This is a genomic window from Flavobacterium sp. (assembly GCF_043779715.1).
Taxonomy (GTDB): Bacteria; Bacteroidota; Bacteroidia; order Flavobacteriales; family Flavobacteriaceae; genus Flavobacterium.
Genome location: NZ_JAYWDT010000109.1, coordinates 1 through 18,629 on the forward strand (window position 1 = coordinate 1; position 18,629 = coordinate 18,629).

At 33.3% G+C, this 18,629-nt stretch carries 11 protein-coding genes, 1 tRNA gene and 1 pseudogene; 6 read left to right on the top strand and 7 right to left on the bottom strand.

Going from position 1 to position 18,629, the window contains the following annotated elements:
* From ACH2BG_RS05670 to ACH2BG_RS05685, 4 genes are all read right to left on the bottom strand, one after another.
* On the bottom strand, positions 1-1,552 hold a 1,552-nt coding region (locus ACH2BG_RS05670; RefSeq protein WP_395046747.1), incomplete at its 3' end, for a tetratricopeptide repeat protein.
* A 9-nt stretch (positions 1,553-1,561) separates the two neighbouring features.
* Positions 1,562-3,526 carry a PKD domain-containing protein gene (locus tag ACH2BG_RS05675; RefSeq protein ID WP_395046748.1) on the bottom strand — a complete coding sequence of 655 codons (1,965 nt, stop codon included), beginning with the start codon at positions 3,524-3,526 and terminating at the stop codon, positions 1,562-1,564.
* A 202-nt stretch (positions 3,527-3,728) separates the two neighbouring features.
* A complete protein-coding gene (locus tag ACH2BG_RS05680; protein ID WP_395046749.1) occupies positions 3,729-4,715 on the bottom strand; it encodes a hypothetical protein in 987 nt (328 codons plus the stop codon).
* An 89-nt stretch (positions 4,716-4,804) separates the two neighbouring features.
* Positions 4,805-5,413 carry a hypothetical protein gene (locus ACH2BG_RS05685; RefSeq protein WP_395046750.1) on the bottom strand — a complete coding sequence of 203 codons (609 nt, stop codon included), beginning with the start codon at positions 5,411-5,413 and terminating at the stop codon, positions 4,805-4,807.
* Positions 5,414-5,517: 104 nt separating this feature from the next.
* On the opposite strand from ACH2BG_RS05685, the gene ACH2BG_RS05690 reads away from it, so the two are divergent.
* From ACH2BG_RS05690 to ACH2BG_RS05715, 6 genes are all read left to right on the top strand, one after another.
* Positions 5,518-6,099: an RNA polymerase sigma factor gene (locus ACH2BG_RS05690; protein ID WP_395046751.1), complete on the top strand. Its 582-nt coding sequence runs from the start codon at positions 5,518-5,520 to the stop codon at positions 6,097-6,099.
* A 3-nt stretch (positions 6,100-6,102) separates the two neighbouring features.
* Positions 6,103-6,828 carry a tetratricopeptide repeat protein gene (locus ACH2BG_RS05695; RefSeq protein ID WP_395046752.1) on the top strand — a complete coding sequence of 242 codons (726 nt, stop codon included), beginning with the start codon at positions 6,103-6,105 and terminating at the stop codon, positions 6,826-6,828.
* A gap of 39 nt (positions 6,829-6,867) precedes the next feature.
* Positions 6,868-7,638 carry a TatD family hydrolase gene (locus ACH2BG_RS05700; protein ID WP_395046753.1) on the top strand — a complete coding sequence of 257 codons (771 nt, stop codon included), beginning with the start codon at positions 6,868-6,870 and terminating at the stop codon, positions 7,636-7,638.
* A gap of 51 nt (positions 7,639-7,689) precedes the next feature.
* Entirely contained in the window at positions 7,690-8,823 is a 1,134-nt protein-coding gene (locus tag ACH2BG_RS05705) for a 1-acyl-sn-glycerol-3-phosphate acyltransferase (protein WP_395046754.1), read from the top strand.
* Positions 8,813-9,841 carry an asparaginase gene (locus ACH2BG_RS05710; protein WP_395046757.1) on the top strand — a complete coding sequence of 343 codons (1,029 nt, stop codon included), beginning with the start codon at positions 8,813-8,815 and terminating at the stop codon, positions 9,839-9,841. Before ACH2BG_RS05705 ends, ACH2BG_RS05710 begins: the two co-directional genes overlap by 11 nt.
* 55 nt (positions 9,842-9,896) lie before the next feature.
* Positions 9,897-9,981, top strand: a tRNA-Ser gene (locus tag ACH2BG_RS05715).
* 45 nt (positions 9,982-10,026) lie between these two features.
* Here ACH2BG_RS05715 and pbpC read toward each other — a convergent pair.
* The 3 genes and pseudogenes from pbpC to ACH2BG_RS05730 form a co-directional block, all read right to left on the bottom strand.
* Positions 10,027-12,402 (bottom strand): penicillin-binding protein 1C, encoded by a 2,376-nt coding sequence (gene pbpC, locus ACH2BG_RS05720; RefSeq protein ID WP_395046755.1) that lies wholly within the window; start codon positions 12,400-12,402, stop codon positions 10,027-10,029.
* Positions 12,403-12,476: 74 nt separating this feature from the next.
* Complete coding sequence (locus ACH2BG_RS05725) at positions 12,477-18,137, bottom strand: alpha-2-macroglobulin (RefSeq protein ID WP_395046756.1); 5,661 nt, start codon at positions 18,135-18,137, stop codon at positions 12,477-12,479.
* A 194-nt stretch (positions 18,138-18,331) separates the two neighbouring features.
* Positions 18,332-18,629, bottom strand: a pseudogene (locus tag ACH2BG_RS05730) (hypothetical protein); the annotation flags it as partial.

The following is an 18,629-nucleotide window of genomic DNA, read 5'->3' on the forward strand; positions in this document are numbered from 1 at the left end:
TATGGTTTTGAAAAGTAAATGAGTACATATTTTCGGCACCTGAAAAATAAGAAATTAGAATTGCTTTGTCTTTTTCTAATTTTTGGAATAAACTTATCAGTTTTATGTTCTGTTCAGATGAAATACCTGATTTATACTTAATCGATTTTAACAATAACATCAGTTCATTTTGTCTTTTTATTGCAAAATTTATTTTTGAGATATCCGCTAATTCTAGTTTTTGTTGCTCTCTTACAATTATATTATTCCAATTTTGTAATTGTTCTAAAATAGCTTTTTCCTTGTTAGAAATTATTTTACTTTGACTAATATAATTTTTTAAAACAGTCGATTTCGTTTTTTCAGACAACAAAAAAGCTTTCTCTGTATAACTGATGTTTTTTTTTTTTTGATACAAATAATCATAAATTTCAATGCATTTTTCAGTTCGCTTTCTATTTCTAGTTTGAGATATAATTTTAGAATTCTCATACACCAATAATGACTGAAATAAATCTTCTATGTAAAAAGAAAGCATATAACTTTCTAATGCTTTTTGGGGTTTGTTTTCTTTTAGAAAAACAACAGCTTGTAAATCTAAAACATCTAATAAAATAGTTTCTGCATAAAGTGATTTCTTGCTGGGCAAAAGACTTTTTTTATTAGAATAATTTGGAATTAAAACTTTATAAGTTGCATCAATAAAAAGATTTGCCTCGGTAATTTTATTTTGTTCGAAAAGCAACAAAGCATTTTCATAAAAAAGTTTGGCAATTTTCCGAGGTTCTTGATTTTTAGTTTTTTCAAATTCTACTTTTGCCTTTCCAAAATAAAAATTAGCCAATACAAAATTTTGTTCTTGACCATAAATTCGGGATAGATTCCTATAAGCATTCGATACATTTTGCGATTGTGATTTATTGCCTTCTAATAACTTTATCGATGTTTCTAAAGCTTTTTTAGCTTTTTGATAATCATTAGTTATTAAATAATTTGTTCCTAAATTATTTAATAAAACTCCCTTTTGACTGGTTGTTAATCTTTCCGTTTTAATCGTTTTTTCTAATAAAACAATAGCTAAATCACTTCTGCCAGAACTTTGATAGACACTCGATAAATTAAGAATTGCGCTTATTTTTTGTTGCTCATTACCTTCGACATTTGCAATAAAAAAATATTGTTTTATAGTATTTTCCGCATTGTCGTAGTCGCCAATAATAGTATAAAGATTACCCAACGGTTTCAAACAATATTCAGTAATATCATAATTAGTAAGTTTATTTTTCTGAAATAATCGCCATGCTTTTTCGTAACTTGAAATCGCTTTATTGGTCAGACTAAATTGATTTTCGTAATATCCTTTGTTGCAGTTTAGGATTACTAAAGCTAGGAGTTCTGCTTTGGAAATTGGTTTAAAATTATTTTCTTCAATTTCTAATTTTTGTAAATTTTCGATGTTTGGGTTTGCTACAAAAACATCTACGGTGTTGTAAATTTTATCTTCTAAAGTAGTTTTAGCAACTTGAGAAAATGAAATTTGGGTAACTATTAAAAGGAGGTGGAAAATTTTCATTTTGATGATTTAGAATTTCCAAATTCCGTAAAACTGTATGTAATTAAAGTTTTTCTCGAAACTCACATTATACCTAATACCTAAGCTTGGTCCTATCCTAGCAAAACCAGCTGTAACATCTAATAAAACCCCAGATTTATAATGCGAAAATGATTGTTTGGTTTCAGTTGTTTTGTAATTCTCTTTGACCAAAAAATTAGTATTTGTGCTTTCGTAAAGTTTAGTATTGGTTAGGAAATTTTGCTTCTCAGAGATATTTATTCTGTTTTGTATTCCTGCTCCAAGACCAATATAATTGTTAATATTATATCGTATTAAAACAGGAATTTCCATAACTAAATTCTCAAAATTTGTTGTTGAAGTTGTTCGTTGAAGTTGTAATATAGCGCCATTTTTATTTACTAATTCATCATTTATTGTTGTTTCAGATTGGTATTTATGAAAATTATTTTGCCATTCTACTTGCCAATACCATTTGTATGATTTGTATGGAGATATTGTTGCGGCAACAAAATAGCTTTTAGAGTTTTCTAAATTTGGAAATAAATTATAACCAGTTTTTACACCAATAGAAACCCCTGGCAAAAATCTCGTTGTCGAATAATTTGTAATTACAGGTTCATTTTTGTCGAAAATAATAGCGGTTTTACTTTGTGTACTTTCTTTATGAAAATCTTTGACAAACTTCATAGTATATTTTACAAAACCTTTTGTGCTGTCTTTTTCGATTACGTTTTTTTGCGTGCTTCCTGGTAGATAAATATTTTTGAAAGTGAAATGTATTTGTTTTTGTTTTTGCTTGATAATAGTATCTAAACAACTATAATTTACTTCTTCTCCTTTTGGGCAAATGGGGCATTTTGGGTAAGAATCTACAATTTGCAATGTTTTTTTGTCGAACATACCTGGAATATCGGTTTCCAATCGAATGGTTCTTGCTGGTCCTTCGCCGTCATTTTGAAAACGAGTTTTGAAATTTACTTTTTTAAATCGTACCAATCGATAGTTCATAAATGCAGCATTACTCGACATTTTGTTTGGGTCATGAGAAGTCACAATTTCCATTTCGAGTGTTTTTTTCTTGTGGTTTTTATAATTTCTATCAGGAACATAAACACCTCTCATTTTAACAGTTGCCGAAGTGTCTTTTATCATTTCTGGAGTTGTTTTGAATGTGAAAAACAGGTTTCGAGTTTCATTAACATTAATGTTGTCAAACTCTAAAATTTTTACATTTCTAAATAATGTTTTAGATTCTAATAATGTTAAATCTAGATTTTCGTCTGGTGAAAATGTGCTTCTAAACATTGGTATTGAAACTGCGGAAGCTATATTTTCGTATGAATTATTCATTTCGTTGGAACAAGCAAAACCGTCTTCTATCACTTCTTTTTCTCCAAAATGAGTTCTGGTTTCTAGTAATTCGAAATTATTATTTTTGAATTCCTTGTCGTTATAAAATAAATATAATTTCCCATTAGCAACATAGTTTAAAGGGTTTCTATAGCTAACCACAACAACCATTTCTTCCTCTGGAACCGGTTCCCGATTATTGAAAATTTTGTATTGTATTGTGTCTTGTAGCGAGGCTATTTCAGAGAATTGTGTATTTGTTATCTCATTTATAGCAACCGTTCTTGGGCGAGTTTTAGGTGGCTTCCCATTGTCATAATTATTAGTTACCGAAAGATTTACTTTGTATTCTTTTTTCTTTTTATAAACATGTTTTGGTGTTGGTTCTTTACTATAATTACCGTCGCCCATTTCCCAAAAGTAAGAATAACTGGCTTTTGGCGCTCCAGCTACTTGTATAAGTGGTGGTACTTCTGGTTTTAGAGACACTTGGTTTCCGTTCTTGTCGTAACCAATATTGGCTCTACGGATTATAGTGTCTTTTACTTTTGTTTGTCCTTTAGCAAATTCAGGAAAACAAAAAAGTATTAAAAAAATGGTGATTGATAGAAACCGTTTCATAATGACCTGTTTTTTAGCCCCGATAGTAGTGAAAATCCTTTTGTCTTGCCTTTTTTTGGCAAACAAAAGATTGTAACGGATTGCTTCGCCAGTTCGCTCTTTCAGGCTCGGGTGCGGGAAATAACTTCAAATTATTTATAAATGTAAGAAAAAGTGATAGATAAACCATCACTTTTTCCAAATTAACCAAACAAACTAAGTTTTATTGTATTGCGTTTATTGCTGCAATCATTTGTGTTTCAGTTCCTACGGTAGTTTCTGCTAGAGAGAATGCATAAACGGCGTTTGCTGTTGTAGTTACCGCTTTTATACCATATCTCCATTGTCCGTTGTCTTCGGTGGCAAAAATGATGTGACACAATAACCCAATTGGAATTTGACCATAATGCTCGCTAAACTGTTGTGTTATTGCATTATAAGTGTCAAATTTTGCTAATTGATTCTGACCTTCACCATCTACAGATAAGTAAATAGAGCTATTTGTATTATCGTATCCTGCTGGAACTGCAGCAAGTATTTGAGTTTTTGGTCTAGGGTCGCTATAAAAACGGTCTATGTTTGTCCAACCAAAGTTTCCGAAAGTTACATTGTAGCTATTTTGATTAAAATCTACAGCACCACCTTGACCTCCCGCTGGTGTTCCTCCGTCTCTTTTCCAAGCTAAATTATCTGCATCTGTTGTGTCTCCTGTCCAAAATACCATTGTATTGTCTATAGGATCTCCCGATAAACTATTTGGCACATTGAGTTGTATAGATGACAGTGTTGCTAGCTGAACTCCCCCTTGAGTAGCATTTATATAAAATTCCCCACCAGAAATCAAAATTCCTTTATCACCATTTGGCATAACACCCATTGTAGGTTTATTTGTTACTAACATGGTTCCTTTGTCAAAAAGTTCTATAAATTTTATATCGAAAGTTCCTGTTACGGGATTTCCGTTTTTTGTAAGGTTGTTCCCGTTCAGGTTTATTGTAACTCCTTTTGAAGAGGTTAATGCGATCATTCCTGTTCCTGCCGTTGCTGTAAAGTTCTGTGTTTGATGCTGCAATGCTATTTCTCTAATTCCTTGAAATTCTTGAGATGACGGCGGTAATTGTGCGATTGGATCATTGTTGTCGTCATTACTACAACTTGCTAATGCTACTGTTACCAATACTGCTAGTGAAATGTTTTTTAAATTTTTCATGATTTCTAATTTTTAATGTTGTTATTTATTGTTTGTATAGTTATATCAATTAAGGTTTGATATTGTTACCTCAGTTTTAGAATTATTTTTTATTGAAAGACAATATCTATATAAGGAATTCCAAAATTAGGCACTGGACCTCCTGTTCCATAAAAATCAGAAGCCGTAATGGTTAATACCCCATTCGTAGCAGGAAATTGATTTGGACCAGCATTTTTTCTGCAAATTCTACCTATCGTGTTTCCTATGTTTCCAAGGTAATTATTAGCATTTCGCCTAATTGTGTAGCTATTCCCAGCAATAAGCGGTGTTGGTGTAATAGGTTGATAATCGGTCGAAGCAGAATTAAAAACAATGTTCCCAGAATAAACCAAAGTGCTGGTTGTATTGTTATAAATTTCCATTGTGTAAGGAATACTACTAGCAAAAAGAGTTGCATTTCCTTGATAGCCAAGTGTACAAATAGTTTTATTTGCACTTACGGTAAAAGTATATTCATGGGTAACTAAATCCATAGTAGTATAATTGTCATAAAGAGCGTTACTTGCTAAAGTTACCGCATAAAGGTTTTGAAAATCTGTTCCTACTGTGTTACAAGCTAGAGGCAAAGGTGGTAATGGAGGATTACTTGGTGAGCAGCTTAATAATGTAATGGCTAATAAAGCTAATGTTCCTAATTTTTTAATTCCTGATTTCATGATTTCTAGTTTTTAATGTTGTTATTTAACGGTTATATATTCATATCAACAGCATAATTAATTTGTTACCCTTTTTTTTATTATTTTCGATGAAAAGTTTTTTTATGGCTAATTATACTGTTCATGAAGACCAGTTATATATTGATGGTCTTGCCAATAATAATTCGGCAGTAATTCAATCTATATATAAGAAGTTTGCACCCAAAGTGATTTATTATATCAAAACAAATTCTGGAGATGAAGATCGTGCCCAAGATGTTATTCAAGAAGTGCTAATTACTATTTATAATCAAGCCAAAACAAAGGGATTACAACTTTCTTGTCCTTTTGATGCTTATTTTTTCTTGTTGTGCAAAAGGCGTTGGCTAAACGAAATAAAAAAAGCTTCAAATAAAGAGGTAACAATTATTAATGAGGATGTATATAAAGATGAATCGGCCTTAGAGATGGCGAATCAAACCGAAATGTTTGAAGAAAAGCAGTCATTATTTGACGAAATGTTTCAAAAATTAGGAGAAAAATGCCAAGAAGTACTCAAGCTAAGTTTTATAACAAAAACTATGGAAGAAGTAGCGCAAAAACTAAATGTAACTTATGGTTATGTGCGCAAGAAGAAATCGCTTTGTACAGGGCAACTTACAGAAATGATTCAGCAATCAAGTAAATACAAAACATTAAAACCCTAAGTCATGAATGAAGAGTTATACATAGTATTTGAAAATTATCTTAGCAACGAACTTTCGCTGGAAGAGAGAATAATATTTGAAAACCAACTTCAAAATGATTCTGACATCAAAGAAAAATTTGAAATCTATAAAGAATCAAATCAGTTTTTAAAAACTAAATTTTCACCAGAAACAGTTGCATTCAAAGAAAGTTTGAAATCATTTGCTACGGAATCATTTGTAGAAAATAAACCTAAAAAAGGGAAAATTATTCAATTAAAAACTTTTGTATATGCCATTGCAGCGGTTTTTGCTTTATTTTTCGGATTGCAAATTTTTCAAAACAACAGCCCAGAATATGGAGATTATAACCAGCACGAACAAGCGCATTTTATAGAACGTGGTAAAACAATCCAATCGCTAAAACTTGCTCAAGAGGCATTTAATAATAAAAAATATAAAGTTGCCATTGTAAATTTCGAACTGGTTCTTAAAGAATATCCAAGACCAGAAATTAAATATTTTTATGCCATTTCGTTGCTTGAAGACAATCGGTTTGCGGATTCAGAATTGGTTTTAAATGACATTATAAAAGGCAAATCTATTTATACAAATACTGCAACTTGGTATTTAGCCTTATCTAAACTTAAACAAAAAGACTATAAATCTTGTAAAGAGATTTTACTAACAATTCCTACCGATTATGAAAATTATAATCAAGTTGAAAAACTATTAAAAATTTTAGATTAATCTGTTAACCATCGTATCTTTGTTTCTTATTTATTTGAAATGTCACTAACAGATACCCACACCCATTTATATTCTTCAGAATTCGATTCAAATCGAGATGAAATGATTCAAAATGCGATTTCAAAAGGAGTTTGTCGATTTTTTATTCCATCGATAGATGCTAGTTATACCCAAAAAATGTATGATTTAGAAGCACAATATCCTGAAAATATTTTTCTAATGATGGGTTTGCATCCGTGTTATGTAAAAGAGAATTATCTCGAAGAATTGCAACACGTAGAAACCGAATTAGCCAAGAGAAAATTTTCTGCCATTGGCGAAATTGGTATCGATTTATATTGGGACAAAACCACTTTAGACATTCAGAAAAAAGCTTTTCAACATCAAATACAATTGGCAAAAAAGTATAAATTACCTATAAATATCCATTGTCGCGATGCTTTTGATGAAATATTTGAGGTCCTAGAACTAGAAAAAAGTGATGATTTATTCGGAATTTTTCATTGTTTTTCAGGAGATTACGAACAAGCCCTACAAGCTATTTCATATAATATGAAACTCGGAATTGGTGGTGTTGTAACTTTCAAAAATGGAAAAATAGACCAGTTTTTACATCAAATAGATATTGAAAATATCGTTCTAGAAACCGATTCGCCATATCTAGCACCAGCTCCTTTTCGAGGAAAACGAAACGAAAGTTCTTACGTCACTTTAGTTGCTGATAAACTATCGAAAATTTACAATCTTCCAGTAGAAGAAATTGCTAGAATTACGACTAAAAATGCTTTGTCCATTTTTAAAAACTGTTAATTATATTTCAAAAAAAAATCCGTTCTTTGTAGGAATAATTTAAGTTACAATATGTCAAAATTTGATACCATTCGTCCTTATTATGATGCCGAAGTAAACCAAGCTTTACAAGCGTCTTTGAAACATCCGATGCTTAAAGCGATGATGAATTTTGCTTTTCCAGGAGTTGATGATGAAGTTTGGAAAAATCAACTTCGCAAAACGCATTCTATTCGAGATTTTCAGTGTAATTTTATATACGAAACCATTCAAAAAGTACTCGAAAAAAGCTCCGAAGGCCTGTCAACTTCAGGTTTCGAAAAATTAGAAAAGAATACCGCTTACCTTTTTATATCAAACCATCGCGATATAATTCTCGATACATCTTTGCTAAATGCCGCACTTTTCGAACATGAATTGGTGATGACAGCATCTGCAATTGGGGACAATTTAGTAAAAAAAGATTTTCTGAAATTACTTTCTAAATTAAACCGAAATTTTATTGTTCAAAGAGGATTATCGCCAAGAGAATTGTTACAAAGTTCTCGTTTAATGTCGGAATATATCGAGCAATTATTGTTGCACGAAAACCGTTCTGTTTGGATTGCACAACGTGAAGGAAGAACCAAAGATGGTAACGACGCAACAAATTCGGGCGTGCTAAAAATGCTAACAATGGCTTCCAATAAAGATGCGATGGATTATTGTAAGGAATTAAAAATTGTTCCCGTTTCTATTTCTTACGAGTACGATCCGACCGATGCGCTAAAAATGCCACAACTTATGGCAGAAGCCAATCAGGAAACCTACATTAAAAGCGACAATGAGGACTTTCAAAATATTTTGAGTGGTGTTTTGGGTCAGAAAAAACGAATTCACATACATATTGGAGATATTTTAGATTCTGAATTAGATATAATTAAAGCAGAATTTTCAAACACAAACAAACAAATTCAATCTTTGACACAAGTTGTTGATGAATCGATTTTGAAATCTTATAAATTGTGGACAACAAATTTTATAGCTTACGATATATTGTATAAAACAGACAAGTTTTCGAGCCATTATACCGAAAACGAAAAATCGCTGTTTGAACGTCGTTTAGAACTAAAAATAGATGCTAAAAACGCACAAATGGTAGAAGGTTTTCTTGCTATGTATGCCAATCCCGTTGCAAATAAAATGAAATATAATGATGCTATCTAAAGCCAATATACTTCTCATATATACTGGTGGAACCATAGGAATGGTAAAGGATTTTGAAACTGGTGTTCTCAAAGCATTCAATTTTAAGAAATTACTAAAAAATATTCCCGAACTTAAATTACTAGACTGCAACATCGCAACGGTTTCGTTCGAGAAACCTATCGATTCTTCGAATATGAATATCGAAGAATGGAAAAAAATAGCCATAATTCTAAAAGATAATTACGATAATTACGATGGCTTTGTTGTTTTGCATGGATCAGATACGATGTCGTATTCCGCTTCAGCATTAAGTTTTATGTTAGAAAACCTAAACAAACCAGTTGTTTTTACAGGTTCTCAATTGCCTATTGGAGATTTAAGAACCGATGCCAAAGAAAATCTAATCACAGCCATTCAAGTAGCATCACTAAAAAACAAAAACAAGTCGATTATCAATGAGGTTTGTTTGTATTTTGAATACAAATTGTATCGCGGAAACAGAACTACAAAAATAAGTGCAGAACATTTTAGTGCTTTTGCTTCGCCAAATTTTCCCGCATTAGCAGAATCTGGCGTTCATTTAAATGTTAATGAAAATATTTTATTAAAGAATACAGTTACTAAAAAACTAAAAGTAAATACAAATTTTGATGACAATGTGGTCATTATAAAAGTTTTTCCGGGTATTAATGAAAAAGTAATTCAAACTATTTTATCAATACCAAATCTAAAAGGAATCGTATTAGAAACCTATGGTTCTGGCAATGCTCCTACCGAAAAATGGTTTGTCGATTTACTCGAAAACGCAATAAAAAACGAATTGCATATTATAAATGTGACTCAATGTTCTGGAGGAAGTGTCAATATGGGTCAGTACGAAACCAGCTCACAACTCAAGAAAATTGGCATTATTTCAGGAAAAGATATCACCACTGAAGCAGCAATTACAAAGCTCATGTATTTGTTAGGACAAAAAGTAGCTCCAAATGTTTTCAAAACCATTTTCGAAACTTCTTTGCGTGGCGAGATGAATTAATACCATAATTGTTTACTTCCCAAGAAATTTATTCTTTTATTTGCAAAACATAAAAAGAGAGGTGGCCGAGTGGCTGAAGGCGCACGCTTGGAAAGCGTGTATATGGCAACATATCGAGGGTTCGAATCCCTTTCTCTCTGCTAAGAAAAAACCTAAACTTTCGTTTAGGTTTTTTGGTTTAAACATCATTCCCTCACAATCTCAATTTTCTTTCTAATCTCATAGCCGCTTTCATCAACCACGGTAATATAATGAAATCCTTCGGTAGGCGTTATTGGCATTTCGTGAAAAGTTTTGGTCGAACCTTTATATACATTATCTACATACCAGAAAATTTCGGTTTCTCTATTAGAATGTGCTATTTTTAGAATTACAGGTTGTATTTCGCTATTAAAATTTTTGGTTAAATATATTTTACTATTGGTTTTCGGGTAAATAAAATCCATCGAAGCGGTTAACGTTCCTGTGCAATCATTTCTGTAAGGAGGCAAAGGCAAATAATCTACATGTTGGTTTTTGTAATACCATTCCATCACTGGAGGCAATACAAACCATTTTTTAGTCAAGATATTTTCCACATTTTCGCAACTGCTGTTTACCCTGTATTTTTCGATTTTATCTAAATGCACCGTTTTGTGATAAGGACAAATAGATGTTGTTTTTCCTTTCAGTGGAACATATTGTTTTATTTTTGGACAATCTTCTTGCGCCAAATGACCGCTGAGTATACAAACTTCTACTTCTGCCAAATCTAATAAAGGTGTGTCGAACCATTTTTGTCTTGGCAACAAATTAAATACATCAAACAATATAGGAGCAGCACTTGTAACTCCAGTTAGCGTTGGTCGTCCTTCGCCCGAAGCATTTCCTACCCAAACACCTACCACATATCGAGAATTTGTACCAATAGCCCATGCGTCTCGATTACCAAAACTAGTTCCAGTTTTCCATGCGATTTTTAGTGAACTGTCATAAAATTTCCAAGCTTCATCACCTTCAGGACGGTTTACTCCTTCCATTGCATTGTAGGTTTGCCAAATCGCACCAGCTCCCAAAATGGTTTTTTGTTTGCTGTTGGAACCAAAATCTGGAGTGAAATTATGATCGTAATTTAACTCTACAAATTCTTTTGTCCTGTAATTACCATTGTTTTTATTAAAATAATCTACCGTCGATGACATTCCTGCATAAGTCCTGCACAAATCCCACAAATTGCTTTCGGCACCACCAAGAATGAGTGATAATCCGTAATGATCTGGCGACTTCGAAATATCTCTGAGTTTGAATCTTTGCAATTCTTCATAAAATTTATTTACACCATAATCCTGTAACATTAAAACAGACGGAATATTCAAAGAACGAGACAACGCTCTGTGTGCTGGAACTGCGCCATCGAATGTTAAATTGAAATTTTGTGGTGTATAACCTGAAATCTGAGTAGGAATATCGGCAACTAACGTGTTGGGCAAAATCTCGCCTTCATCGAGCATAGCTGCATATAATAATGGTTTTAGAATACTTCCCGTACTTCGCGGCGCTTCGATAATATCTACATCTTTCTGATGATTTAAATCGGTTGGAGAATTACCAACGTAGCTAATTATATTTCTAGTTTTAATATCAATAACAATAATAGCCAAGTTGTTCACTTCGTTTTGTTTGTACTGATTGTAATAATATTTCGCTATTTGATTGACACGATTTTGTAATGCAATGTCAACAGTCGTTTTTAACCGAGTTCCTTCTTGATTTTTGGCTACTCGTTGCAAAAGATGTGACGCAATTTGAGGTAAATCGTATGGTTTTTGTGGCAAAGGTTCATCAATAGCCAATTCATAAGTTTGCGTATCAATAATACCTTCAGTTTTTAATTTTAATAAAAGATTGTTTCGCTTTCTTAGTAATTTTTGTTGATTTTTACCAGGGTAAATTAAACTTGGTGCGTTGGGTAAAACCGCTAAAGTAGCACTCTCCGCCCAAGATAATTGATGGGATTGCACACCAAAATAACGCCAAGAAGCCATTTCTAAACCTACTACATTTCCACCAAAAGGGGCATGAGCGGCATATAATTCTAAAATTTTATCTTTAGAATGACGTAATTCTAAACGAGTTCCTAATATGATTTCTATTACTTTTTCGAAATAAGTTCTGTTTTTTCCTTTTCGAGACAAACGAATTACCTGTTGAGTTAAGGTACTTCCGCCACGAACTACTTTTCCAGCTTTTTGGTTTTGCTTGATGGCATTGACCATCGCTACTGGATTAAACCCAGGATGTTTGTAAAAATATTCGTCTTCAAAATATACAATACATTTCTTGAATTTATAAGGAACACTGTCTTGCGCTGGAAATCGCCATTGCCCGTCGCGAGCAATTTTAGCACCTAATAATTCACCTTCCTTACTTTCAATTACGGTCGAATAAGGTTCTTGAAATAAAGTGTTAGGCAGTGAGAAATAATAAACTATCAAAAGTATGAATACGATTGATGATTTTATTTTGTTTTGTTTTATATAATTTAAAATACGCTGTAGAAACGCTTTTATTTTAGCTTTCAAGTTTTTGTTTTTTTTACCACAAAAGACACAAAAGATAAACTACTTTTTCCTTTTGTGCCTTTTATGGTTAATTTTTATTTTACCACTTCAACCCAAAAACCCTTAGTTCTGGCTAGGAATGTATTGTCGTACATAGCTTCACATTGCAATCCAGGCAAGTAATAATTCCCTAAATAAGAAGCATTAAGCAATACTCTAAACGTTTTAGTTTCGCCCGAACCTAATGGGAAATAGAAGTTTGTTCTGTCATCTCTAATGTCAATATAGTCAGCAACATTGTTTGTAGCATCGCCAAAATCAGTAAAACGTGTGTTTACAATTTCGAAACCTGAAGGCAAAATTTGAGACAATGCTACATTATCAACTCGTTCATTTTTTAAGTTTTTAATCGTAACTTCTGCAATAAACTCGGTACCTTGATTTATTTTAGAAACATTGATAATACTTCCTTTTCTGTTTTTGAAAACAACCTTGGCACTCAAATTATTTTGAGCAACTTGCTCTTGTCCCACAGGCAAAATACCAGAATTTAAAACGCGAACATATAATGTATTGTTTTTGTTGTTTTTAATTGTGATTCCGTTTGCTCCATTTTTAATAGTTAAACTTCTTTCTGCCAATGTTTTATTGGTATTAATTCCTAAAGTTTTTCCACCATCATTAAACTGAACATGAATCCCTTTCCCACCATTGAATTGTGCGAATTTTGACATAGAATACAAACAATAAGCAGTAGTTTGTGTGCTCATCCATTGGTCAGCAGACATTTGTTTGGCTAATTTGTTTGCCATGATAAATGCTTTTTGTTTCTGACCCAATAAGATTAAAGTTTCTAATGTCATCGCACGATTACGGTCGCTAGAACCATAATAGTAATAGCTGTAATTATTGTTATAATCTTCATCTATTTTAGATTTTAACAACAATGCCATTCCCGCTTGTTTTTGTCCTGCTAAAACATAAGCAGCGGCCAATCGCAGTTTACTTTCGTTAGAAATTCCTGAAGTTTCACGCAATCTATTCATCGATGATAAGTCAGGCGAACCCGCTAATGCTAAGGTGTACAAACGATACGCTTGTGCAAAATCATTACCGTATTTTGCCTCAAAACGCCATTTTTTAGCTTCTTTTTGTTGGTATGAAATCCATTTTTGTTTGAAATTTATAGGTAAAACGTACCCCTTTTTCTCGGCTTCAAGCAAGAAATGTCCTGCATACGAACTTCCCCAATCATCGGCAGAAGTGCTTCCTTGCCAATACGACATGCCACCATTTGCCAATTGGAAACCACCTAATCTTGTAATTCCTGCTGTTACATTTTTCTGAATTAATGCTTTGCGATTGGCATTAATATCAGCAATACCATTCAAATACAATTGAGGGAAAACAGACGAAGTAGTTTGCTCGACACAACCATGAGGATATTGAATTAAATATTGCAGTCTCCCATTAAAATTAATAGACGGCATAGACGAAACTTCCAATCTTGCTTTGTTACTTCCAGCTACTCCAAATGTTTTCCAAGAAATAGATTTAGAACTATTTGGTTCTAAAATAATATCTGTAAAAGTATTGGTTACAGGATTTGGATTCGTCATATCAATCTCGACATCATAAGTAGATCTTTCTTTCCCAGAAGTAGCAATGACTTGTACTTTTGCAATTCCTGTACTAGCACCAACTTCAAGATTGAAATACGTCATTTTTTCATCAGGACTAGTGAAAGTTACATTTTGAATGGCTTTGCCGATAATTTTTAAACCTGGACTTGTTTTTATTTGTACCGAAACATTTTTCACATGATTTTCCATCGCAAAAATCGTCACAGGAATCGTCACTTTTTCTGATGGAGAAATTTTTCGTGGTAACGAAGCCAATGCCATCAAAGGACTACGAACTGGCGTCGCTTTGTCGGCAGCACCATAAGCACTTGTTTTAGCATCGCCAGCGACTATCATTATTCTTACCGAACCAATATATTTTGGTAATTTTATTTGGTGTGTTTTAGTATCACCAGCCTCAAGTTTGAATGGACCCAAATAAATAACAACAGGTTTAAAACGGTTGGCTTTTTTTGCTTTGCCACCACCCAAATCTTGATCACCACCAATACTAAATATCTGGTTTACTTTTCCGCCATAAGCGCCAATTACATCATCGTAAATATCCCAAGTTTTTACACCCAAAGCTTCACGAACATAGAAACTGTCCCAAGCATTTGGCGTTTTAAATCGGGTTAAATCTAATAGACCTTCATCTACAACGGCAATGGTGTAAGTCATGGCTTTACCAGATTTCTCACTCACCTTTACGTTAAACGTTTGCTCTGGTTTCAAAACATCAGGCATGGCGATTTTAGGTTCTAAAATCGTGTTTTTGTCAATAACTTCAATAGGGACAATTCCGTACATTCTTATTGGCGAATCGTTTTTAGTCGAGGCATGTGGTTGCAATAACGTAATATTGAAATACACGTTTGGCGCCATAGTAGCTGTAATAGGAACTTCAACTTTAGTCTCTCCTTTTTTGGTTTTTGCCCAAAGTGTTTGTACTACTTTTGATCCGTTTTCTATTGATATTAATGCACGACCACCTTCACTCGAAGGGAAAGATATTTGTGCTCTTTCGCCTACGGCATAATTCTTTTTATCGGTAGAAAAAACCAACATATTGGCTGTTGAAGCATCGGTATTTCTTGTTTTTCCTGACCAATAAGGATAGTCAATATTGACAGTTTGTGCTGTGGCATGACCATCAGTTGGATCGGTAACTCGAATCATATAGCGTCCCCATTCTTCATCGGTTAATGCAAATTGGAAGCTACCTTTACCGTTGGCATCAGTATTTACTCTGAGTGTTTTGTATGAAGTGGTTGCGTTCGATGAATTGTAATTGGACACATCATCGTTTGATGAATCCCACCACCAACGCCATTCTACTTTAAATACTTTTACTTCTAGGTTTCTTACCGATTTTGGACGACCATTTTCATCGACAGTAACCACATCAAAACGATTGTTAACTCTCGTTTCTAGCATTTGGTATTTTGTTAATTCAGGCAATTTTAATCCTACATACGTTTTGTAAGGAGAATAGGTTGTTGCCATCACATCGGTGCTAAAATCGCCACCTTCCTCATAAACTTTAGTCATAAAAGCGGCTTTTAGCATTCCTGCCGCTTGACCTTGTAGTTTGGGATCGATCGTAACTGAAGTTTTTCCGTTTGCATCTACTTTTCCTGAAAAAACATTAATTTCTTCCGTGCTAAACTGACGGACTTCATCATCAAAATCATATTTCTCTAAACCTTTAAAACTAGTAACATCTTGTGAAAATTTGGCTTGCATTTCTACTTTTAAATCCTTTGCCACAGCACCATGAAGCCAATTGACTTGCAAATTACTGGTGTTTGGATAAGAAGAAGAAAGCACTGCGTTTTTAAAAATATTTTTAATTTTCAACCGATTGGGTTTGATGGTTTCAATTTTAATGTTTTTATAAAATTTTGCACCACCCACACTAACCATAGCTTCCCAGCTTCCTGTTGGCGCATCGGCATCGGTAGGAACTATAAAACTATAATGATTGAGTTCGTTCGATTTTTGAATCGTTTGATAGGTTATTTTTCCGTTAGGATCAGAGAGTCTGAATTTTATTGGATGCGCATTTGGAATTTTATTGGAAGCATCATTAAAAATAAATGATAAGTACAAATTATCGCCAGGACGCCAAACGCCACGTTCTCCATAAATGAAACCTTTCAAGCCTTTTTGTAAAGCTTCTCCAGCGACATCGAAATTACTAACAGAAAGTGAGTTTCCGTCATCTAGTTTTACATAAGTAGATTGGTCGCCAAGGGTAACAATGGCAAAATAAGCGAATTTATCGAGCTCGAATTGTGCAATTCCTTCGCTATTTGTGGCTTCGGTTGCTAGTTTTTGCTGCTGAAAATTGTATAATTCAACTTTTGCGTTACAAACAGGTTCGGTCGTTACAATATTATTTACAGCAAATAGATAAGATTTGTTTTCGCCACGTTTGGCAATTACACCTAAATCGGAAGCTAAAATATTTGTTCCTATAGTTGTATTATAAAAGTAAGATTGCGAACAAGCATCTTCACTTTCTCTCCAATCGTAATCTTCGTAATAATAGTCATCATAGCTGTTTTCGCTATAATTTACGTCATTTTCATCGATTGCCTCCTCTTCAGTTGCTTCCTCTTCATCGGTTGAACCATCACATTTATAAAGAGAATATTTTTTCTTGAATGAAAATTCAACACGATATATTGCACCAGGTTCTGGTGTGATAATTTTTGATAAATCGAGTGCAAAAGTGTTCCATTCGCTAAAATTTACCAACTTATTTTCCTTTAAATTGATCGTGCTTTTCGCAATAGGTTGTGCTACTTTCTTTAGATTTTGTGCTCCATTTAAATCATTATATTGCAAAAACTGAAGGATGTTGTTTTTGTATATTTTATAAACCTTAACATCGACAGCGCTTAAGTTTACGGCTTCAAAATTGAGTTTTAAATTGTTAGAACTTGGCAAAATAGTACCGTTTTTGGTAAATTTTACACTTGGTTTTATTTGGTCGAACGAAACAGTTGTCGAAAAATTTTGTTTCATTTTGTAACCATTCTCACTTTCAATACCTTGAAAAACTTCTACTAAAACATTTCCAGACACTATTTGTTCTGGAGTTGTAGATTCTTCGATAGGCTCTACATATTCTACAACTTCTTCAACAGCAACAGCAGCAGAATCGACTGCAACAGATACAGTGTCAATAACTTCAACAATTGCTTCTGTAACGACTGGTTTTATGGTTGGTTTTTCGACCTCATTATTAAAAAATACTTTCAATAAATTACCTTGTGTACTAAACTTTAAATTTTTTGTGTTTTGAATATTAACCAATCCTTTAAAATCTTGTCCTTTTTGTAAAGCATCAGAAAAATTGATTAACAAAGTTTGATTGTCGCCTTCTGGAATAGAAACATTGACCACTTTGAAGTTGTCTTTTCCAATAATAGTATAATCAATTTTGCCTTTTTGATCTATGTCAAAATCATTTCCATCGTATAAAATCTCGAGATTACTATCGTTGTCTGAGCGTTGAATACTGTCTATAATAAATTTGAATTCAGTAGATGTACTTGTCGATTTGATGAATTTTACAGCAATACTTTTACCGTCTTGCTCTGCAGTTACTAATTTTTGAGCGGTTTCAAAATCAATATTATCGGCTGTTTTTAGTGTACAGTTTAGGTATTGATAATCTTTGCTGTAAGACTGAATATCTTGTGTAGTGACAAGAAAATCTTGCTTTAGCGTTTTTACAGTAAAGTTAAATTCAGCTAACTCTTTTTTGACAGTCGTTAAGAGTTTGTCAACTTTTAAAGTGACTTGATATTCTGTGTCTGGATCTAGCTTTTTTTCAGGAATAAAAGCAATAGTGTTGCTAGATAACGCCACTACTTTTCCGTTTACGCTCGGAGAAATATCAAACAAATCGTTGTCTAAAACTTGGTCTTTAACCCAAACTTTTTTATCGAAAGCAAGCACAACTCGAATATCGGATTGCGCCGAGACGATACCTCCTGTAAAGTTTGAAATGACACCCTTAAATAACGAAAAATCTGAATTAAAATCGGTGGCTGATTTTCTGCCACAAGCTTGAAAAATAAGAACTGCAATGAACAAATAAACAAGGTTTTTCGTTTTCATTTGGATTAAAAAATTAAGAGTAAATAGATGGTTAAAATTTCATTAAAACTGTATCAAAATTAGTACCATTTTTGTTAATTTTTTAAACTAAATTAGATTTATTTTAAATTATTTTTTAAATAAATCTAATTGTTCGTGTTTTGAGTTTTTTATTGAAGTTAATTCATGCTTTTTGGTTAAAATCGAATAAAAATTTAACATTTAAGATTATGTAATTTAGAAACAATAAAATTGAGCACCGGCACCAGCCATCCGGCGCGGATGCCGTCGCCGACAATGACATCGGTCAGGCGGATGATGCCAACACCGGTGGCGGCAAGCTGCAACAGGGTTTCGGCATTCTTCGCCGAGACATTGCCCTTCACGTCAATGTACTCCACATTGTCCGTGCGGCCCCGGCCGTCAACATCAAACGGCCAGCGCCGCAATTGCGGTGCACCTGAAATGGAAATACAGTTGTGGTGCAGCAGGTCCGCGGCCTTGGCGGGCGTG